Raw genomic sequence first — 21405 nt, 5'->3', positions numbered from 1 at the left:
ATTATAGGAGGTTTTTTAAAATGAAAGGTATTATTTTAGCGGGTGGAACAGGTTCGCGATTATTTCCATTAACGAAAGTAACAAATAAACATCTACTCCCTGTGGGGAAATATCCAATGATTTTTCATGCGGTAGAAAAACTAAAACAGTCGGATATCCAAGATATCCTTATTGTAACGGGTAAAGAGCACATGGGAGACGTTGTTAGCTTACTGGGTAGCGGCCATGAAATGGGCGTAAGCTTTACGTATAAAGTACAGGATGAAGCGGGAGGCATCGCGCAAGCCCTAGATTTAGCAGAGCATTTTGTTGGTGATGATCAGATGGTTGTTATTCTTGGAGACAATGTATTTGAAGATGACATTGCACCATATGTTGATAACTTCCGTAAGCAAGCTAATGGAGCGAAAATTCTTCTTCAGGAAGTTCATGATCCGCAGCGTTATGGTGTAGCTGAACTTGAAGGAGATAAAATTGTCTCTATTGAAGAAAAGCCAAAGCAGCCGAAGAGTAATCACGCGGTTACAGGGATTTATATGTTTGATTCCGCTGTGTTTGATATTATCAAAACATTGAAACCATCTGGACGTGGTGAATTAGAAATCACAGATGTTAACAATGCATATATTCAACGTGGAGAACTTACATTTGACGTACTTCAAGGATGGTGGACTGATGCAGGCACACATGCTTCCTTAGCTCGTGCAAATGAGATGGCGAAGGATATTACATTTGGAGTAGAGTTCGGAGTATTGAAGTTGTAATTATAGGAGGATTTTGAGATGAGAGTCATTCCTTTAGCATTAGAAGGTTCATGCTTAATTGAACCGGTGGTCCATGGTGACCACCGGGGCTTTTTTATGGAAAGTTACAATGAGAAGAAGTTTCGCGAACTAGGGATCAAGCATGAATTTGTTCAAGACAATCAATCTTTATCCGTGGAAACAGGAGTAATAAGAGGTCTGCATTATCAACTAAATGATAAAGCTCAAACGAAGCTTGTTCGTGTAGTTTCCGGTGCAATCTATGATGTTATTGTTGATATTCGTAAAAGCTCTCCTACATTTGGACAATGGGTTGGTATTGTCTTAAGTGAGCACAATAAGCGCCAACTCCTTGTACCTAAAGGATTCGCGCACGGTTTCTGTACGTTAGTACCAAATACGCAAGTCTTTTACAAAGTTGATGAGTATTACTCTCAGGAGCACGATCGCGGCATTCATTGGAATGATCCGGCATTAGGCATAGATTGGCCAACATCAAACCCAATATTATCAGCTAAAGATGAACAACTACCATTTTTACAAGAGGCAGAAATAAATTTTGAGTAGGAGGAACAAATCGTGAAATTACTCGTTACAGGCGGTGCCGGCTTTATCGGCAGCAACTTTGTTATTTACATGATTAATAAATATCCAAACTATCAAATCGTTAATGTAGACGCACTGACTTATGCAGGGAATCTTGAAAACTTGCAAGCTGTCCAAGATCACCCTAACTACACTTTTGTTAAGGCAGATATCGCTGATGCGTCAGCTATGGATGGAATCTTCCAAAAAGGAATAGATGTTGTTGTCAACTTTGCTGCTGAATCGCATGTTGATCGCTCAATTCTTGATCCAGGTATTTTCGTTAAGACGAATGTGCAAGGTACTCAAGTTTTGCTCGATGCTGCGAAAAAATATAATATTAAAAAGTATGTACAAGTATCTACAGATGAAGTCTACGGTTCTCTCGGAGAGACTGGTTTGTTCACTGAAGATACTCCACTAGCTCCTAACAGCCCTTACTCTGCAAGTAAAGCAGGAGGGGATATGCTTGTCCGTGCATACCACGAGACATTCGGACTTCCTGTTAACATCACACGTTGCTCAAATAACTATGGTCCGTATCATTTCCCAGAGAAGCTGATTCCATTGATGATTGCTAACGCACTTGCAGATAAGGAGCTTCCTGTCTATGGAGATGGTCTTAATATTCGTGACTGGTTATATGTAGAGGATCATTGCAGTGCAATTGATCTAGTTATGCATAAAGGGGTAAACGGTGAAGTTTACAACGTAGGCGGAAACAACGAGCGTACGAATATTCAAATCGTAAAAACTATTTTAGAACAGCTTGGCAAACCAGAATCATTAATTCACTATGTTGATGATCGACTTGGTCATGACCGTCGATATGGAATCGATGCTACGAAGCTTACAACTGAACTAGGCTGGAAACCAAAACATAATTTTGAGACTGGTATTAAAGAGACAATTCGCTGGTACTTGGATAACCAAGATTGGTGGAAGAGAATCCTCTCGGGTGATTATAAAGAGTACTACAATAAGCAGTATGCGGATCGCTTAGGTGACAAAGAATGAAAGTTCTAGTAACTGGTGCAGATGGACAACTAGGGCAAGATGTTGTTCAGCTGTTTCATGATTCGGGACATTGTGTTGTAGCTTGCAACCGTGAAAAGTTGGATATTACTGATCAGGAGCGCTGTCAACAAGTGTTAACTGATGAGCGGCCTGATGTTGTCATCCATTGCGCGGCTTATACAGCTGTAGATCAGGCTGAAGCGGATGTTGAACAAGCATATGCTGTTAATGCAGTTGGCACTCGTAATGTAGCAGAGGCGACAGAGGCTATTGGTGCAAAACTGGTCTATATTAGTACTGATTATGTATTTGATGGGCAGGGAACTATGCCATATCATGAGTACGACAATACCAATCCCCAAGGAATATACGGTAAATCGAAACGTGCAGGAGAAGTACTTGTACAGTCTCTTTCGTCACGTTATTTCATTGTTCGTACTTCTTGGGTATTCGGAGAGTACGGTGCTAATTTTGTGAAAACGATGCTGAAATTTGGTGTGGAAAGAGATCGATTGTCGATTGTTCATGATCAAATTGGCTCTCCAACGTATACGGTTGACTTAGCGCAGTTCTTATTAAAATTAGTGGAGACTGCTCGATATGGTATATATCATGTATCCAATTCAGGCGTTTGTAGCTGGTTTGAATTTGCAGAGGAAATATTCAAACAGAGTGGAATCAACGTGGAATTGCTTCCGTGTACGACGGAGCAATTTCCTCGTCCAGCTCCCCGTCCGAAGTACTCTGTAATGGAATCACTAAGTATTCGGATCAATGGTTTTGATACACTCCCGCATTGGAAGGATGCACTAAAGCGCTATTTACAAGGCAGTTAGTAAAAAAATAGGGAGTGTTACAAATTGAGTGGAGTCCAAGTGCTATTGTCTACCTACAATGGAGAGCGGTATATTAGGCAGCAACTCGATAGTATTATCGAACAAACCTATCCCAATATCGTTATCTTAATACGTGATGATGGCTCTACGGACAGCACGATACCTGTTATTGAGTCCTATATGGAGTCATATCCGGGTAAGATAAGGTTGATTCTAGGGGGAAATAAGGGTGTTGTGAGAAGCTTCATGGAACTTCTACAAGCTTCAGACAGTGTCTATGATTACTATTGTTTCTGTGATCAAGATGATATTTGGTTGCCTGATAAAGTTCAGAGGTCTGTGAGTAAAATTGGTGTAAAAGATCAACCTACTATGTTTTTTACATCTACTCAAATGGTTGACCATCGACTAAATAAGTTAAATATATGGCCAACACCTCCCCTTCGACAGCCTAGCTTTAACAATGCTTTGATTCAAAATATTGCTGTAGGAGCTACAATAACAATTAATAAAAAAGCTCGGGAGTTGCTTATTCAGAAGCAGGTGGATGATAGCGCATTACTGATGCATGATTGGTGGGCGTACTTATGTCTATCTGCTTTAGGAGAAGTATTATACGATGCAGAGCCCTCTATTTTGTATAGGCAGCATGAAAATAATGTCGTGGGCGGTAATGTATCCAGGTGGGAGATAGTAGGGAAGAAATGGGCTAGTTTTCGTAAACATAAAGGCAAGCGACTGTTAGTTCGTCAAGCACAAGAATTCTCTAAACATTATTCACATTTACTAGACGCTCATAAGCAGGAACAATTACAGTGGTTCCTTGCCTCAAGGCCGAGCTTGCTGCAACGATATCAGTATTTAAAGAAGTGTAAACTGTATCGTCAGTCATCCTTGGAACAAAGACTTTTTCAAATTCTAATTATGATTGGCTATATCTAAAGAGACCGACAGTGAGGGATGACCCAATAGCTGTCGGTTTTGTGTTATAGTCACATATAGTGGTAGTGAAATTATAACGAAAGCTTAGGAATGATTTTAGCTAATTAAGCTGAATGTTGCTGCTATAAAGGAGTATAAATTATGGATCTATCCATTATTATTGTGAATTATAATACGAAGCAATTAACTTTGAACTGCATAGCTTCCGTCTTACATTCAGTTACTGAATATAAATACGAGATTATCTTAATGGACAACGCTTCAAGAGACGATACAGTAGTCGCGGTGAAACAACAATATCCATATATTCATCTTATTGAGAACAAAGATAATCTTGGCTTCTCCAAAGCGAATAATCAAGGAATGCACGTTGCAAAGGGTAGATACATCCTACTTCTTAACTCTGATACTATTGTACAACCGGATACCCTCGATACGATGATTCGGTTTATGGATAAGCATCCTGAAGTTGGTTCAGCAGGATGCAAAGTGGTACTGCCAGATGGCAGCTTAGACAAAGCCTGCAAGCGAGGTTTTCCAACACCGACAGCAACGTTTTATTATGTATCTGGTGTCTCCAAGCGTTTTCCAAATAGCCCTAAATATAATGCCTATCATCGTGAGGATTTGGACGAGAATGGATCCTACCCGATCGATTGCCTAGTAGGAGCATTTATGATGGTACGGCGCGAAGCGATTGAAGAGGTTGGTATGCTGGATGAAGATTATTTTATGTATGGTGAAGATGTAGATTGGTGCTATCGTATTCAGCAGGCAGGATGGGTAAACTATTACCACGCTGCTACATCCATTCTTCATTTAAAACGAGCTAGTAGTCGCAACAAACCGTACAAAATCACGTATGAATTTCATAGAGCCATTTACCTTCTTCATAAGAAAAATTTTGCCAAACATTATCCGTGGTGGGTGAATGCATTGATGTATGCAGGCATTGCGGCTAAGACAACAGTAGCATTAGCGCTGAATACCTGTTTTAAGGTGAAAGCTTTGATCACTAATAAAAAATAGCTATATGTTAAACATAGAAACTGAGCTATAATAGGAAATGAAAGTAAATCATTGAAATAAGGTTGAGGTCAATATGATTCGCAAAAACCAAAGGTTTTTAACCAATATGTATATGCTGTTTGATATGGTATGTGTCGCTGTAGCCATGGGTATCGCTTGGTGGATCAAGTTCAAGAGCGGACTGCTGGCAGGGGACTCTGCTCTTCCATTTAACAGTTATCTTACGTGGTCTGGTGCCTATGCAATTATTCTCCTATTTATCGGCATTCTAACTTCACTATACATGATTCATCGCAAGAAACGCTTTGCAGACCAACTCATACGTATCGTTCAAACGCAAGTAATAAGTTTGTTCATACTGTTTGGATTGTTGTTCGTGATGAAGGAAGTTCACATTTCTCGTGAATATCTAGCCATTTTTGTTACAACAGCTACATTACTGACGATTTTGTATCGATATGCAGTGAAGCTAACGTTGCGTACAGTTAGACAAAAGGGATATAACAAACAGTTCATTCTTATTGTTGGAGCGGGTTCATTAGGTAAGCGATTCTATTCCAATCTATCCTATTCACCTGAATTAGGATACGAAGTGGTGGGATTCCTTGATGATCATGCTGTATGGGATCGAGATGATGAAAAGGCGTACAAACCGATACTTGGCACTTTGAATGAACTGGAAGACACCTTGAATAAGCAACTTATTGATGAAGTTATTATTGCTCTTCCACTTGATGCACATCATAAATTTCCAACGCTAATTAATGTGTGTGAAAAAGCGGGAGTACGTACGCTAATTATCCCTGACTTCTTTGATTATTTACCGGCTAGACCATTCTTCGATAACTTTGCTGGTATGCCTCTTATAAACGTTAGGGATATTCCGTTGGATATGATGAGCAATCGCATATTTAAGCGAAGCTTTGACATTTTATTTGCGGTTACAGCAATTCTTTTAACGTTACCTGTTATGGTCGCAATTGCTATTGGCATCAAATTAACCTCCCGCGGCCCTATTATTTTCAAGCAGGAGCGTGTGGGTTTAAATCGACGAAACTTCAATATGTACAAATTCCGTTCTATGCGAGTTGATACGGTACATACGGCAGATACACATTGGACCACGGAAAATGATCCACGTAAAACAAAGTTCGGAAGTTTTTTGCGGAAGACGAGTCTGGATGAACTGCCACAGTTTTTTAATGTGCTATTTGGTCATATGAGTGTAGTGGGGCCACGCCCTGAACGGCCTTATTTTGTAGAGCAGTTCAAAGAAGAAATTCCGAAGTACATGGTTAAGCATCACGTAAGACCTGGCATAACAGGATGGGCGCAAAGCAATGGTCTTCGTGGCGATACATCCATTGAAGAGCGCATTCGTCACGATATTTTCTATATTGAGAATTGGTCCTTATTATTTGATATTAAAATTATTTGGAAGACGATTTGGAATGGATTTGTAAACAAAAACGCTTATTAGCACAATAGGTATAAAATGAAGAAAAAACTCCCCAGACTGAGAATAACATTCTTAGAGAAGGGGAGTTGGTCGTTTATGAAGCAGGCACCAGATTCATGGGATGAAAGTACAACCGGGCGTGGTTGGTTGAACGGGATACTTCTAGGGTTATTATTGTGGGTAACCATTTTGTTTCTATGGAGATGGTTAGCCTAGATAGGTGCTGTTCGTCAATTTTACGATTAATCATAGGTATGTCTTAATGATACTCCGTCTAAAATGTCACACGTGACAATGCGGAGTATTTTTTATACAATTTAGTTAGAACGTACATTCGTATACTAAGTAGCTTATCTATACCATGCCTTCATTTTCTGACAGCTCATCATACTCGCATTGACACCCCCTACATACTCACTTAGACTTATTTTTATTGGGCGTAACCGAGCCAAACATTCAGGTAGGAAACTCGTCTTAGAACAACGGGTGTAGGTTAGAGTGGAGGTAACAGCGTGACAGCTTCGATAAAGCCAACAGCACATAGAAGTGCAATTGATGATATACAGTTGCCAACATGGCGACATGTGTTTAAGCTGGACCCTGATAAGGAAATCAGTGATGAGGCATTAGATAAAGTGTGTCTCTCAGGAACAGATGCTATTATCGTTGGAGGGTCTAGTGGAATAACATTTGATAATACAGTAGACCTGATGGCGCGTATTCGTCGTTATGAGCTGCCAGCAGTTCAGGAAGTGTCTGATTTGGATGCAGTTGTTCCTGGATTTGACGCATACTTGATTCCAATGGTACTTAACACGACCAATCCAGACTGGTTGGTTGGCCAGCATCAGCGTGCAATTGAGCAGTACGGGTATATGATGCCTTGGGATCTGCTTATCCCTGAAGGGTATTTAATACTTAATCCGGATTGCACAGCGGCAAAGGTGAGTGAAGCGAATGCAGCTCTATCTAAAAAAGAAGCTGTCGCTTATGCACAAGTAGCGGACAAGCTCATGCAGCTTCCGCTCGTTTATGTGGAGTATAGCGGTACATTTGGAGATATGGATACAGTTAAAGCAATTCAATCAGCAGTCAGTCAGGCATTTGTTATTTACGGTGGCGGTATAAAGACGGTAGAACAAGCGCAGCAGGCTGCTGAGTCTGCGGATGTAGTTGTTGTAGGGAATATCATTTATGAAGATATGGCGGCAGCATTGGCTACGGTAAACGCAGTTAAGAAGATCGCTAAAGAGGACAAAGTGTAGAATAGGCTAAGACAACCTATTGAATAACGGCAGACTGTAGATAGAGTCATATCTCTGTTTGCGGAAGAACTCAATGCATTCAATTTTCTTCTATGATACATGAGATAATCAAGCTAAACAGGACAACCTATTTATATAGAAAGGAGCAACGGCATTATGTTTGAATTTTTACAATCATCTGGAAGTGATAATAAACGACCTAACCCTCAGTTAAGTGTGGACATCCACGCTGCAATTAAGAAACTGAACCCTGAGCAGGGTCGTGCTGTTGAGACGACAGAAGGACCACTTCTTATTATGGCGGGAGCGGGTTCAGGTAAGACGCGCGTATTGACGCATCGAATTGCTTATTTAATTGCAACACGTAAGGCGGCTCCATGGAGTATACTGGCGCTTACATTTACGAATAAGGCAGCTCGTGAGATGCAGGAGCGTGTAGCTAAACTAATTGGACCAGAAGGTCACGAGATTTGGGTGTCAACGTTCCACTCGATGTGTGTACGTATTTTGCGCAAAGACATTGAGCGGATAGGATTTAATTCCAACTTTACGATTCTTGATTCTTCTGATCAGCTTTCAGTTATCCGTGGCTGTATGAAGGATTTAAATATAGACACGAAACAGTTTGACCCGAAGGCTGTACAAGCGGTTATGAGTTCCGCTAAGAATGAATTGATCGGTCCAGGGAGATTCGAGCAGAAAGCAAGTGATTATTTCGAAGGCATTGTAGCGAAAGTGTATAAGGCTTATCAGAAGCGACTTAAAGCTAACAATGCGCTCGACTTCGATGATCTCATTATGAAAACGACGGATTTATTCCGTGAAGTACCAGAAGTACTCGATTATTATCAGAAGAAGTTCAAATACATTCATGTCGATGAGTATCAAGATACGAACCGTGCTCAGTATATGCTGTGCCGCATGCTGGCAGATCAGCATCAAAATATATGTGTCGTTGGTGATAGCGATCAGTCCATCTATGGGTGGCGAGGTGCGGATATAACGAATATTTTGAATTTTGAAGAGGATTATCCAAGCGCAACGGCTATTCTGTTGGAACAGAACTATCGTTCTACGGCAAATATTCTTAATGCAGCGAATGAAGTCATTAAGCTGAATACAGGACGTAAGCCGAAGAAGCTGTGGACGGACAGCGGTGAAGGTAATCTAATTAAGCTGTATCAAGCAGATACAGAGCATGACGAAGGTTATTTTGTTACGGCTGAGATTAAGAAAAATCAGATGAGTGGTATGTCCTATGACAACCACGCTATTCTTTATCGTACGAATGCACAGTCCCGTGTAATCGAGGAAATTCTTATCAAGTCGGATATACCCTATCAAATCGTTGGCGGGATCAAGTTCTACGACCGTAAAGAGATTAAAGATTTGCTTGCTTATTTGAAGCTTGTTTCGAATCCAGACAGTGATATTGACTTGGATCGCATCATTAACGTACCTAAACGTGGTATAGGTGCGACGACATTGGCTAAGATTTCTGAAGCAGCTACATCAAGAGGCGTTTCCATGATGCAAGTCATTACGGACATGGACATGCTGGATATTGCGCCAAAGACAAAGAACGCGCTACGTGAATTCCATGCGATGATTGATAGCTTGCACCGCATGTTGGAGTACTTGTCTGTTACCGAATTAACAGAGAAGTTGCTTGAGTTGTCTGAGTACAAGCTTGAGCTTCAACGTGAAAATACATTGGAATCCAAAGCAAGACTAGAGAACATTGATGAGTTCTTATCTGTTACACAAGAATTTGAGAAGCGTAATGATGATAAGTCGCTTGTTTCCTTCTTAACGGATCTTGCTTTAATTGCAGATATCGATACGCTTGGAGACAAAGCAGATGAGAACGAACCGCAAGATGCCGTTATTTTAATGACCATGCACAGTGCGAAGGGCTTGGAGTTCCCAGTTGTGTTTATCATTGGTATGGAGGAAGGGGTATTCCCACACAGCCGTACCTTTACTGATGAAAATGAGCTGGAGGAAGAGCGACGTCTTGCGTATGTAGGTATTACACGTGCAGAGAAGCAGTTATTTATGACCTGCGCACGCACACGAACGTTGTTTGGGCGTACAAATGCGAATAAGCCTTCTCGTTTCTTAGATGAAATACCAGAGCATTTGAAAGAGGACGTTTCACCGTCAGGCAATCGATACGGGCAATATGACCGTTACGGTCGTCAGGGAACTGCTTCTGCTTATGGTGGACGTGGATTAGGCTACAGTGGATCACAGTCTGGTACGGTTGGCTATGGAGCTGGAGGAGGAATTGCACCAGGTCAGTCGAGATCTGGTGGCTTTGGTTCAGGTGGAGCGAACCGTCCAGGCTCAATGGGAGCGGGACAAGGAGTTCGTCCAAGTGCTCCGCAAGTTAAGGTAACATCTCCACTCGACAAAGCGCGAGAAGCAGGTGGTGGTAATGCCTCATACGTAGCTGGTGACAAGGTCTCTCATGCGAAATGGGGAACGGGCGTCATCGTATCTGTAAAAGGTACGGGTACAGATACGGAACTACAAATTGCCTTCCCAGCACCAGTAGGGCTTAAACGTTTGCTGGCAGCATTTGCCCCAGTAACGAAGGTGTAGTCCGTTCGAAGAAACGAAGTGGTCGCCTTTGTAGTCGAATTCTATCCTTATGCATACAAATCAAAGAATTCGACTACCACAGCGATCGGAAACACGATCTGCCCTACAAAAAAATAAGGCAGAGAATACGATTTGTCATGTCAAAGTTAAATAACTCTTTATAAGAGTTGTATAATCGAATTCTTTTACTGATTAATTTTAGTGCTTAACCAAATAAATGTTTCACCCAATGAAGTTTAATGAAAGGGGCATGCCCAGATGGACGAAAGGCGACAAGCCCAGCAGCAGTCTGAACCTGCGCACACGCGAATGGAGCAACTGATTGCGGAATTAAATCAATACAACTATCACTACTACACATTGGACAATCCGATCGTTAGCGACAAAGAATATGATCGCATTTATGACGAATTAGTTGCTCTAGAACAAGAGTCTGGTACTATTCTGCCTGATTCTCCTACGCAGCGGGTTGGCGGTGAGACGTTAAGCGGCTTCGAACCGCATCGCCATCTAGCTAGACTTTGGAGTCTAGACAAGGCACAGGATATGGTCAGCTTAGAGGCGTGGCACCAACGAGTACTTCGTCTGATCACGGATTATAATACAAAAAATCCAGATAAGCAGCTCCCTGATCCATCGTTTGTCGTCGAGCTGAAGTTCGACGGATTGACGCTTAACTTAACGTATACGGATGGACAGCTTGTCCAAGCTTCTACACGAGGCAATGGCGTTATGGGTGAGTCGATCCTGCCTCAGGTGAAGACGATTCAATCTGTGCCATTAACAATCCCGTACAAGGACGGTACGATTGAGGTGCAAGGCGAGGGCATTATGAACTTGTCTGTCCTGCAAGCATACAATGAGACAGCAGCTGAGCCACTTAAAAATGCTCGTAATGCAGCTGCAGGCGCCCTGCGTAACTTGAATCCGCAGGTGACAGCGTCACGAAAGCTATCTGCTTATTTCTACAACATCGGCTACGCGGAGCGTAAAATATTTGCTGATCATAAGGAAATGCTACAATTTTTACGAGACAATAAGTTCAAAGTGAATCCATACGCTGAGTACTTCGCTAGCATGGACGAACTTAAAGTCGAACTGCTGCGTATCCAAGAGCGTAGAGCAAGCTTGGATTTCTTAATAGATGGGGCCGTTGTTAAACTTACGGATATGCGCACACGTGAAGTGCTTGGCTACACAGACAAGTTCCCACGCTGGGCAGTAGCCTTCAAGTTCGAAGCAGAAGAAACGTCTACCATATTGGAATCGGTTAGCTGGAATGTAGGCCGTACCGGGAAGGTAACGCCGCTTGCACGTGTAGAGGCAGTTGAACTCGCTGGAGTAACGGTACAGAATTGCACGCTTAACAACATCGGTGATATTGAACGTAAAAACTTGAAGCATGCACTTGGTTCTCGTGTATTTATTCGTCGTTCGAATGATGTTATTCCAGAAATACTAGGTAAAGTGCCAGACGAGCCAGAAGGGGAAGTAATCGTATTCCCTACTACTTGTCCTGCTTGTGGTTCACAATTAGAGCTGCGCGGAGCTCATCTATTCTGCAACAACAAGCTCGGCTGTAAGCCACAAATCGTAGCTCGGCTATCTCACTTTGCATCTCGAGATGCAATGGATATTGAGACATTTAGCGAGAAGACAGCGGAGCAGTTGTATGATGAGCTGGAAGTGCGTGACCCAGCTGACTTATTCGGGCTGACGTTTGAACAGTTAGTCGGCTTGAACCGTTTTGGAGAGAAAAAAGCGAACAATTTACTGCAAGCTTTCGAAGTAAGTAAGACGAGAGAGTTAGCAGCGTTCCTCAACGCACTTGGCATTCCGAATACGGGTAAAACGACAACGCGTGTACTGGCCGAACATTATCGCAGCCTTCAAGCGATCATGCAAGCGACGCCAGAAGAACTTGTTAACTTGCCAGACGTTGGTTCCATCGTTGCTGATAGCATCGCAGGATTTTTCCAAGATCCTTTGCAGCGAAGCAGCATCGAACGAATGCTTGATTATGGAGTAGTACCACAAGTTGCAGCAGAAGAAGAGAAAGTAGCCATCAGTACCGACTCCTTCTTCTACGGCAAGACGGTCGTTCTCACGGGTACCCTTTATCAGCTCACACGTGATGATGCTACCGCAAAGCTGGAGGCATGCGGTGCGAAGGTTACGGGTAGTGTCTCGAAGAAGACGGATCTCGTCATTGCAGGGGAAAAAGCGGGAAGCAAACTCGCCAAGGCAGAACAGCTCGGTATCCCTGTCATCACCGACGAAAATGAGCTCATCGAATTGTTAAACGAAGCGCTAGGTCAATAATGTTAAAGGCCCAATGGATGCATCCGACAATGCAGCCATTGGGCCTTTATTCATACCAAAGTGATATTCATGTGTAACTGGTTTCCGACATACGTATGTGTGGTACAACAAAGATTAACTGCAAAGAGTATAGGGGTTGTCACGATTCAATCTTTAACCGTTTTAACCGCTTGTCTTCACATTTGATGCACCTGGTACCGAGACGGACTCACGCCAAATTAATTGATGCGGTACAATAATGCGTGCTTGGCCGTATCCTTCGCCTTTTACAGTTGAAATGAGTGTATGTGCAGCCGACATTCCCATCTGATAGATGCCGATATCTACACTAGCAATAGGGGGGAGGCACATTTCTGACATAATCGTATTGTTAAAGCCAATAACACTACATTGCTCGGGGACTAACATTCCGTTATTCCATAATGTACGAATGACACCGAATGCTACAACATCGTCGATCGTAATAATAGCAGTCGGACGATTGTTCAAATTCATTAAATCCATCGCCGCTTGCGAAGCAGATTCAGCAGTGAAGCCAGCCTCACAAATGTACTCATTCCGTAGTGGTAGCCCCGCTTCGAGCAGTGCCTTATGGTATCCACTAAAACGGTCTTTCGATACCGTCAAGTTTGCAGGTCCACTCATAAATGCAATACGTTCATGACCTTGCTCCAGCAGTTTCTTGGTAACGTCATAAGCTGCTGCCACATTATCATTATCGACAGAGATAATATCAGCGTGATGCTCACTACGGCCAACAAGCACGAATGGGAACTTTCTATCTTTAAGAAAAGAGATGATGTGCTCATCTTGGCGAGAAGACAGCATGATGATACCGTCAACTACACGTCCTTGTACAAGTCGACGAACTGCGGCTTCTTCTTCATCAGCATTAATACCGGTAGTCATCAACACATCGTAGCCACTTGAAGCAGCTTTCGTAACGATACCGCGAATAATTTCCGAGAAGAATTGGTTGCGGAACAGCTCTTCCGCAGGGCGAGGCAAAATGATACCAAGATTATGAGTTGTTTTTGTTACAAGGCTTTTAGCCATCATATTTGGATGATAGCCTAGCTCCTCCATAATTTTTCTAACTTTTTTACTTGTCTTCTGACTGATTCGCGAGTCGTTAGAAATGACGCGAGATACGGTAGAGGGTGAAACGCCGGCCTTAAGTGCTACATCTACAATAGTAATAGCCATAGGTTGGATCCTCATTTCGAAGCAATATGTTCTGAGTATACCTGTTGGAGGTTCCTCGTTAAAGAGTTTTTAAATATTCATCATCAAGTATAGTCAAAAAAAAAGTTTATGCAAACGATTTACAAGAAAAAAAATCCGATGTATACTAATTACACAGTAACCGCTTACAATCTCTTTCAAGTAAAGGCGGTTATTTTTAAAAAACATTGTGCAAAGGTTTGCATAAAATTGATTTGCCAGTAAAAGATCTCGTGTAGTAAAGCAACATTACTAATCGGAGAGGGGATCTTCAGGGCGGTTTGCTCCTAGATGAATTCATTTAGCGGTAATCTTACGCACAGCATGCATAGTCTAAGTATATGTAGGTTATGTACAAATCATATCCGGCTGACAAGATACCGATAACTCAAAATTGAGTTATAGTCGTGGTGCACAAGCTACGAAGACCAAAGAACGATCGTACCGCACGTTTTACGAACGAGCTCGCAAGAGGACTAGTTGAACGCCCTCTTCAAGCAAGGGGCTTACTCCTTCACTACATACGTTGGAAGGGAAGCCAGAAATAATAACCACAGCATACAGAACGAAGGGAGTTTCTACACATGAAAAAGAAATGGGTTTCTCTGTTGTTATCTGCAATGATGGTATTTACTTTGTCGGCATGTTCTTTGGGGGGCAAGTCATCTACGCCAGCTCCTACTCAGCCAACTACGGAGACGGCTACTACTGAGACTGGTGAATTGAAGCCTGAAGAGGATGCAAGCTTGGTTGTTTGGGAGAGTAAAGAAGCTCGCCCATTCGTTGAAGCAATCAATAAAGAGTTCACTGACAAATATGGTATCCCTGTTAAGTTTGAAGAAGTATCCGGTGGAGATACAGCGAACAAATTGACGACTGACGGTCCAGCGGGTATCGGTGCGGACGTTCTTATGTTCCCACATGACAACTTGGGTCGTGTAGTTACAGCGGGTCTTATTATGCCAAATGACTTCCATGAAGAAGAAATTCGCAAAAATAACTCGGAGCTATCTGTAAACGCTTCATCTTATGATGGAATTCTTTACGGTTATCCGCGTTCGATTGAAACATACTTAATGTTTTACAACAAAAAGCTTCTACCAGACGGAGCTCCTAAAACAATGGAAGAAGTAATCGAGCTTTCCAAGACGATGAATGATTCGGCAAAGAAACAATATACATTCATGTGGGAAATGGGTAACTTCTACTTCGACTTCTTCTGGATCGCATCAACTGGCGGATACATCTTCGGTCAAAACGATACAGACGCTACTGATCTTGGTCTGAACAACGAAGGTGCTGTAAGTGGTTTGAAGTTCCAACAAGACTTTGTTAAACAAGTATTGCCTTTGAAAACATCTGACGTAACGTTCGATATCAAAAAAGGCTTGTTCACAAACGGACAATTGGCAATGAGTGTTGATGGTCCTTGGGTAATCGGTGATTTGAAAAAATCCGGTATGGACTTTGGTGCTGCACCAATCCCATCCATTCAAGGCAAGCCATCTAAGTCGTTCTCTGGTGTGAAAGCTTGGTACGTAAATGCTTACACGAAATACCCGAACGCAGCTAAGTTGTATGCTCAATTCGCATCTACAAAAGAAGCGCAATTGAAAGAGTTCGAAATGACGGGTACGGTACCAGCTAACATCGAAGCAGCAGCTGATCCTAAAGTAGCAAATGATCCAATTACATCTGCAATTTTGGAACAGTTCAAAAACTCTTACTTGATGCCAGCTATTCCTGAAATGAACAGTGTATGGAGCCCGATGGCAGCGGCATTCAGTGATGTATTAAATAAAGGTAAAGATCCGAAGCAGGCTCTCGACGGTGCTACTAAGCAAATCACAGACGCTATCGGTCAATAATAGAAGGGAAGCCCGGAGAACAGAACAGGTTTCTCTGGGCTTTTCCCTCTCCTCATAAACATGATCGGTTTGTGCAGAGGGGCATATAGGAAAGGAGAGACGCCTAATGGATACTACAATGAAGCAAGCACCAGCCAGCAAGGCTACACAAGCGGCTGTTATGTCCGCATTAGTGTGGGGCTTAGGGCAATTTTATAATCGCCAGTTTGTCAAAGGCGCGCTGCTGCTCGCTACAGAGATAATGATGTTGTTGTATCTGATTCCAGCATTGCCACAAGCAGTGTGGGGGATAGTTACGCTAGGAGAAACACCTACTGGAAGAGTTAAAGTTGGGAAAATGTATCAAATGGTTCAAGGAGATCACTCTATCTTCTTGATTATCGAAGGTCTAATTACGATAATTGTCTTCTTGTTGTTTATATGGATGTTTGTTGCCGTAGTACGCGATGCGTATCGTGTTAGACAAACGATCGAACGTGGCGATCAAGAAAACAATTTCATTCAAAGCTTGCAGTATGTAGGGGAGAACAAATTCGCACAGCTGCTACTTGCTTTACCGGCTACAGGTGTGTTGTTCTTCACGATCATGCCAATCGTCTTTATGATTATGTTGGCATTTACGAACTACTCTGCACCTAAGCACATTCCACCTGCAAACCTTGTCGACTGGGTGGGCTTCAAGAACTTCACTGACTTGTTGACACTTGGTACGTGGAGTGAAACTTTCTACGGTGTTCTTACGTGGACAATTATTTGGGCGATTATCGCGACAGTAAGTTGTTACTTCGGTGGTATTCTCGTTGCACTTCTTATTCAGCAAGCAGGTATTAAGTTCAAAACAATGTGGCGTACAATCTTCATCATTCCATATGCGATCCCACAAATGGTATCGTTCTTGATTATGCGTAACATGTTTAATGGTGAGTTCGGACCGATTAATCAATACTTGTCCTACTTCGGCCTTGGCAAAGTGCCGTGGCTGTCTGATCCATTCTGGGCAAAAGTAACGGTACTTATGGTTAATACATGGGTAGGTATTCCAGTATCCATGGTGCTAGTTCTAGGCGTATTGACGACGATTCCGAAAGACCTTTATGAAGCGGCTGATGTTGACGGAGCAAGCGCTTGGCAGAAATTCCGTGCAATCACAATGCCAATGGTATTGTACTCAACAGCACCGATTCTCATTATGCAATTCGCAGGTAACATTAATAACTTTAACGTTATCTTCTTGATGACTGGCGGTAATCCGGCAAATGGTGACTATCAGTATGCGGGAAGTACAGATTTGCTCGTTACATGGCTCTATAAGCTGACACTTGATAATCACAAGTACAGTATGGCTGCTGCAATCGGTATTATCATCTTTATTATCGTCGCATCTCTATCGATTTGGAATTACAGACGTACACGTTCGTTCCGAGAGGAGGATATGATCCAATGATTGGGAAAAAGAAACAGTCTATTATTCGCCTAACATTAAGCTACATTTTGCTAGGACTAATAGCTCTTACGGTATTTTATCCGACGTTATGGATACTCATGTCTTCGATTCGACCTGGTACGTCCATCTATAGTGATACATTGATTCCATCGAATCCGACGTTTGAGCACTACATTAACTTATTTACATCGAGTCAATACATGTACGGCCAATGGTACGTGAATACGTTGAAGATAGCGGTATTTAATACGTTAATTGCTTTGGTACTTGTTATTTGTACAGCATATGCGTTGTCTCGTTTCCGTTTCCGCGGGCGTAAGACATTGATGTCCACAATTCTTGTATTGGGCATGTTCCCAGGCTTCATGGCTATGATCGCGGTTTACATTTTACTGCTTCAACTTGATTTGTTAGATTCACATTGGGCTCTAATCTTGGTTTATTCAGCGGGTGCGCCATTAGGTGCATTCCTTGTAAAAGGTTTCTTCGATACAATTCCGAAAAGTTTGGAAGAGGCTGCTCGCATTGATGGGGCTTCTCACTTTACCATTTTCACAAGAATTATGCTTCCATTGTCGAAGCCAATGATCACATATGTAGCACTTACGACATTCGCTGGTTCTTGGGTGGACTTTATCTTTGCGAGAATGGTACTACGTACAAAAGAGAACTGGACACTTGCAGTTGGACTATGGGATATGGTGGCGAACAACTCATCAAGTAGCTTTACGATGTTCGCGGCAGGTTCCGTCTTGATCGCAGTTCCGATTACACTCTTGTTCTTGTTCCTACAACGCTTCTTAGTGGAAGGTTTGACGGCTGGGGCGAGCAAAGGGTAAATTCATTTCTTCATATAAGAAGAAACTTAAATACGATTTAGTAGTAACCTAGCAAAAAAACGGGCTGTACTCGATTGAACAGTATTACCCATTTAAAAGTTACGACAATGATCGCTCGCAGTCGAATGTTATCACAAAGAACTGCTCTCAAACATTCGGCTGCAGCAGCGATCGGGGGTACTGAGGTACTCATGATTATAGCAAGCAACGATAACGATATTATATGTAACTGCATGAACAAAAAAACGAATAGATTCGGTATAGAGAGAAAGGAGGCCTCAACCATGTTGGATACAAGTGAAGCGATACATCCAGATGCAAAAGGTCAACAAGAAACGAAAAGCGGCCTTACGCTAGGACGTGTTACACGAGTTGAAGTACAAGGTGAAGCACTCATTTTGTGGGGAGAACGATTTAACCTAGCTGTAAAAGCAATCAATGAGCAAGTTATGCAATGGAAAGTATTTTACGGTAACAAACCAGACTGGCGCACATCTGCAGCAATGATCAACCGTCAAGAAGATGGAACGCTTTCTGCGAAACAACTAAAACATAGTGTTACAGAAACGACGGTACTCGTTACTTATGGCGAACTTACGATGAATATCGATCGTCAAAATGGAACATTTGACGTGATGCAAAATGGCCGCAAGCTATTTGCAATGCGCAGTCTGCTTCGTCATGCTGAGCATCAAGGTGATTTCACAGCTCAACTTACGATGGAGTCCGAAGATCGTCTATACGGTCTTGGTGAAAAAACAGGCTTCCTTGATAAACGTGGCGAGCGCTATACAATGTGGAATACAGACGTATACGCACCACACGTACCTGAAATGGAAGAATTGTATCAGTCCATCCCAATGATGGCTGTATTGCGTCAAGGTCAAGCTTATGGCGTATTCCTTGATAATCCAGGTCGCACCGTATTCGATATGCGTGTTCATGACGATGCATTCATGATCCAAACTCGCACTGGCGATATGGATATGTACGTCTATGCAGGACCGGACTTAAAAGAAGTTATCCGTCAATATACAGATATGACAGGTCGTATGCCATTGCCGCCAAAATGGTCCTTGGGCTACCACCAATCTCGCTATAGCTACATGAACCGCGAGGAAGTTATGAATCTAGCTCGTTCCTTCCGTGAAAAGCAAATTCCATGTGATGTTATCCATCTTGATATTCATTACATGACAGGCTATCGCGTGTTTACATTTGATGAAGAGCGTTACCCAGATCCAGCTGGTATGATGGCTGAGCTTAAAGAGATGGGCTTCCATATCGTTCCGATCGTTGATCCAGGCGTGAAGCGTGACGCTAAATATCCAGCATATATGGAAGGAATCGATAACAACTACTTCTGTAAATATGCTGAAGGTCAACTATACATCGGTAAAGTATGGCCAGAAGAAAGTGCGTTCCCTGATTTCACAGAAGAGCGTGTACGCGACTGGTGGGGAGAGAAGCAAAGCTTCTACACAGAGCTTGGTATCGAAGGCATTTGGAATGACATGAACGAGCCGGCTATCTTCAACGAAACGAAGACAATGGATACAGAAATTATCCATGGCAACGACGGCAATCGCAAGACGCATGGTGAAATCCATAACCTTTATGGTATGAACATGTCCCAAGCAACATACGAAGGGTTGAAAAAAGAACTGGACGGCAAGCGTCCGTTCGTATTGACTCGTGCTGGTTATAGCGGTATTCAACGTTATGCGGCTGTATGGACAGGCGACAATCGCAGCTTCTGGGAACATATGTCCATGGCTATGCCAATGGTGCTCAACCTTGGTATGTCTGGTGTACCGTTCTCAGGTCCAGATATCGGCGGGTTTGCACACCATACAAGTGGAGAATTGTTGACTCGTTGGACGCAAATGGGCGTATTCTTCCCATTCGCACGAAATCATTCCGCGATCGATATGGTTCGCCAAGAGCCTTGGTCCTTTGGTGATAAATACGAGAACATCCAACGTGAATATATTTCACTTCGTTATCGCTGGATGCCTTACTTGTATCACTGGTTCCATGAAGCGTCTCAAACAGGTCTTCCGATTATGAGACCACTTGTGCTTGAATACCCAAATGATCCAGAAACGTTCAACTTGTGTGACCAGTTCCTAGTGGGTGACTCAGTTCTTGTAGCACCTATCTATCGTCCAAGCACAGAATGGCGTTCTGTTTACTTGCCAGAAGGTGAGTGGTATGACGAGTGGACTCGTGAGCGTCTAGAAGGTGGGCGCCATATTCATGCACATGCACCAATTGAGAAAATGCCATTGTATGTACGTGCAGGATCCGTTCGTATGGAAGAGTCTTTACGTCAGTTTGCTGCTGAAGCTATTGAAGATACAAGCGTAACGGCATGCGTATACTTGAAAGGTGAGGCAGGTAGCTTCAACTTGAACTGGTATGAAGATGACGGTTTGACTTATAAATATGAAGAGGGTGCGTACAATATCGTAAGCACTGAAGTTGAACAAGGTGCAGATAGCGTTCGCATCCAAATGAATTATAAGCATCAAGGCTTTGAAGCGAAGCGTTCCCATGTAAGTGTTCGTGTAATTGGTCTTGCAGAAGCTCCTGTAGAAGTAAAAGGTGCTGGTGAGCAATTATCTGAGGAAGCTTTGAATCAAGCTGCTAACGGTTGGTACTGGAATGAAGGTAACAAAGAGCTAGTTGTGAAGTGCCAAGACAGTGCTTCTCTATTAGATGCAGTAGTTGTTCTTAAATAGTATATTCAATCTGTATAGAGACCGTTCTACTCTTCGTGAGAAGTTGTAGCGGTCTCTATTTTCTTTTAATTAGAGTGAGAGAAGAGCTTTTTTAAAATGGAATATTTTATTAGTTGCAACAAAGTTGTATTCATGATAAATTATTTCTTGTCAGTTCGACGGCAAAACGAAAACAACGAAGCAAACAAAATGTTGTTGAAAAGAGTCGAAAAAAGAATTGACAGACAAATTAGTTTCTGATAACATATATAAATGTTCGACACGAAATGTTGAATGTTTCAAGTTCCTTGAAAACTGAACAAATGACAAAGCAATGAGAATTAATTCTCGTCAGCAATACAAATGAGCAAGTCAAACACTTTTATGGAGAGTTTGATCCTGGCTCAGGACGAACGCTGGCGGCGTGCCTAATACATGCAAGTCGAGCGGACTCTTACACTTTCTTCGGAAAGTGTCTGGG

Annotated in this window: 15 protein-coding genes and 1 rRNA gene; 15 read left to right on the top strand and 1 reads right to left on the bottom strand. The window is 42.5% G+C overall.

What is annotated here, in order from left to right; translation table 11 throughout:
- Window positions 1–20: 20 nt before the first annotated feature.
- The 10 genes from IFO66_RS22115 (at window position 21) to ligA (ending at window position 12826) form a co-directional block, all read left to right on the top strand.
- Complete coding sequence (locus IFO66_RS22115; protein WP_192027204.1) at window positions 21–764, top strand: sugar phosphate nucleotidyltransferase; 744 nt, start codon at window positions 21–23, stop codon at window positions 762–764.
- An 18-nt stretch (window positions 765–782) separates the two neighbouring features.
- A complete protein-coding gene (gene rfbC / locus IFO66_RS22110) occupies window positions 783–1331 on the top strand; it encodes a dTDP-4-dehydrorhamnose 3,5-epimerase (RefSeq protein WP_192027203.1) in 549 nt (182 codons plus the stop codon).
- 12 nt (window positions 1332–1343) lie between these two features.
- Window positions 1344–2366: a dTDP-glucose 4,6-dehydratase gene (gene rfbB / locus IFO66_RS22105; protein ID WP_192027202.1), complete on the top strand. Its 1023-nt coding sequence runs from the start codon at window positions 1344–1346 to the stop codon at window positions 2364–2366.
- Entirely contained in the window at window positions 2363–3202 is an 840-nt protein-coding gene (rfbD, locus tag IFO66_RS22100; protein WP_192027201.1) for a dTDP-4-dehydrorhamnose reductase, read from the top strand. The genes rfbB and rfbD overlap by 4 nt, the downstream gene beginning before the upstream one ends.
- Before the next feature lie 24 nt (window positions 3203–3226).
- Window positions 3227–4144 (top strand): glycosyltransferase family 2 protein, encoded by a 918-nt coding sequence (locus tag IFO66_RS22095; RefSeq protein WP_192027200.1) that lies wholly within the window; start codon window positions 3227–3229, stop codon window positions 4142–4144.
- 141 nt (window positions 4145–4285) lie between these two features.
- The gene (locus IFO66_RS22090) at window positions 4286–5173 is read left to right on the top strand and encodes a glycosyltransferase family 2 protein (RefSeq protein WP_192027199.1); all 888 of its coding nucleotides are present in this window, start codon (window positions 4286–4288) and stop codon (window positions 5171–5173) included.
- Between the two features lie 73 nt (window positions 5174–5246).
- Window positions 5247–6653, top strand: a complete 1407-nt coding sequence (locus IFO66_RS22085) for an undecaprenyl-phosphate glucose phosphotransferase (protein ID WP_192027198.1) — start codon at window positions 5247–5249, stop codon at window positions 6651–6653.
- Window positions 6654–7144: 491 nt separating this feature from the next.
- Window positions 7145–7897 carry a heptaprenylglyceryl phosphate synthase gene (gene pcrB / locus IFO66_RS22080; RefSeq protein ID WP_420488695.1) on the top strand — a complete coding sequence of 251 codons (753 nt, stop codon included), beginning with the start codon at window positions 7145–7147 and terminating at the stop codon, window positions 7895–7897.
- Window positions 7898–8053: 156 nt separating this feature from the next.
- The gene (gene pcrA, locus IFO66_RS22075) at window positions 8054–10504 is read left to right on the top strand and encodes a DNA helicase PcrA (RefSeq protein ID WP_192027197.1); all 2451 of its coding nucleotides are present in this window, start codon (window positions 8054–8056) and stop codon (window positions 10502–10504) included.
- Window positions 10505–10762: 258 nt separating this feature from the next.
- The gene (gene ligA / locus IFO66_RS22070) at window positions 10763–12826 is read left to right on the top strand and encodes an NAD-dependent DNA ligase LigA (RefSeq protein WP_225445984.1); all 2064 of its coding nucleotides are present in this window, start codon (window positions 10763–10765) and stop codon (window positions 12824–12826) included.
- Window positions 12827–12988: 162 nt separating this feature from the next.
- Here the strand turns inward: ligA and IFO66_RS22065 are convergent, their stop codons facing one another.
- Entirely contained in the window at window positions 12989–14032 is a 1044-nt protein-coding gene (locus IFO66_RS22065; RefSeq protein ID WP_192027196.1) for a LacI family DNA-binding transcriptional regulator, read from the bottom strand.
- 602 nt (window positions 14033–14634) lie between these two features.
- Here IFO66_RS22065 and IFO66_RS22060 point away from each other — a divergent pair.
- The 5 genes from IFO66_RS22060 to IFO66_RS22040 form a co-directional block, all read left to right on the top strand.
- A complete protein-coding gene (locus IFO66_RS22060; RefSeq protein WP_192027195.1) occupies window positions 14635–15918 on the top strand; it encodes a sugar ABC transporter substrate-binding protein in 1284 nt (427 codons plus the stop codon).
- A 106-nt stretch (window positions 15919–16024) separates the two neighbouring features.
- Complete coding sequence (locus tag IFO66_RS22055; protein ID WP_225445983.1) at window positions 16025–17362, top strand: carbohydrate ABC transporter permease; 1338 nt, start codon at window positions 16025–16027, stop codon at window positions 17360–17362.
- Window positions 17359–18201, top strand: coding sequence for a sugar ABC transporter permease (locus IFO66_RS22050; RefSeq protein ID WP_225445982.1), 843 nt, complete (start codon window positions 17359–17361; stop codon window positions 18199–18201). The genes IFO66_RS22055 and IFO66_RS22050 overlap by 4 nt, the downstream gene beginning before the upstream one ends.
- A 284-nt stretch (window positions 18202–18485) precedes the next feature.
- A complete protein-coding gene (locus tag IFO66_RS22045) occupies window positions 18486–20945 on the top strand; it encodes a glycoside hydrolase family 31 protein (protein ID WP_192027194.1) in 2460 nt (819 codons plus the stop codon).
- A gap of 360 nt (window positions 20946–21305) precedes the next feature.
- A 16S ribosomal RNA gene (locus IFO66_RS22040) occupies window positions 21306–21405 on the top strand; the annotation flags it as partial.

The organism is Paenibacillus arenosi (assembly GCF_014841135.1).
Lineage (GTDB): Bacteria > Bacillota > Bacilli > Paenibacillales > Paenibacillaceae > Paenibacillus_B > Paenibacillus_B arenosi.
This window is presented reverse-complemented; position numbering and strand designations above follow the sequence as displayed.

What these genes read in the sequence shown, in the direction of transcription:
- IFO66_RS22115 (WP_192027204.1), top strand. Translation starts at nt 21, where the DNA reads ATGAAAGGTATTATTTTAGCGGGTGGAACAGGTTCGCGATTATTTCCA.
- rfbC (WP_192027203.1), top strand. Translation starts at nt 783, where the DNA reads ATGAGAGTCATTCCTTTAGCATTAGAAGGTTCATGCTTAATTGAACCG.
- rfbD (WP_192027201.1), top strand. Translation starts at nt 2,363, where the DNA reads ATGAAAGTTCTAGTAACTGGTGCAGATGGACAACTAGGGCAAGATGTT.
- IFO66_RS22090 (WP_192027199.1), top strand. Translation starts at nt 4,286, where the DNA reads ATGGATCTATCCATTATTATTGTGAATTATAATACGAAGCAATTAACT.
- IFO66_RS22085 (WP_192027198.1), top strand. Translation starts at nt 5,247, where the DNA reads ATGATTCGCAAAAACCAAAGGTTTTTAACCAATATGTATATGCTGTTT.
- pcrA (WP_192027197.1), top strand. Translation starts at nt 8,054, where the DNA reads ATGTTTGAATTTTTACAATCATCTGGAAGTGATAATAAACGACCTAAC.
- ligA (WP_225445984.1), top strand. Translation starts at nt 10,763, where the DNA reads ATGGACGAAAGGCGACAAGCCCAGCAGCAGTCTGAACCTGCGCACACG.
- IFO66_RS22065 (WP_192027196.1), bottom strand. Translation starts at nt 14,032, where the DNA reads ATGGCTATTACTATTGTAGATGTAGCACTTAAGGCCGGCGTTTCACCC.
- IFO66_RS22060 (WP_192027195.1), top strand. Translation starts at nt 14,635, where the DNA reads ATGAAAAAGAAATGGGTTTCTCTGTTGTTATCTGCAATGATGGTATTT.
- IFO66_RS22055 (WP_225445983.1), top strand. Translation starts at nt 16,025, where the DNA reads ATGGATACTACAATGAAGCAAGCACCAGCCAGCAAGGCTACACAAGCG.
- IFO66_RS22050 (WP_225445982.1), top strand. Translation starts at nt 17,359, where the DNA reads ATGATTGGGAAAAAGAAACAGTCTATTATTCGCCTAACATTAAGCTAC.
- IFO66_RS22045 (WP_192027194.1), top strand. Translation starts at nt 18,486, where the DNA reads ATGTTGGATACAAGTGAAGCGATACATCCAGATGCAAAAGGTCAACAA.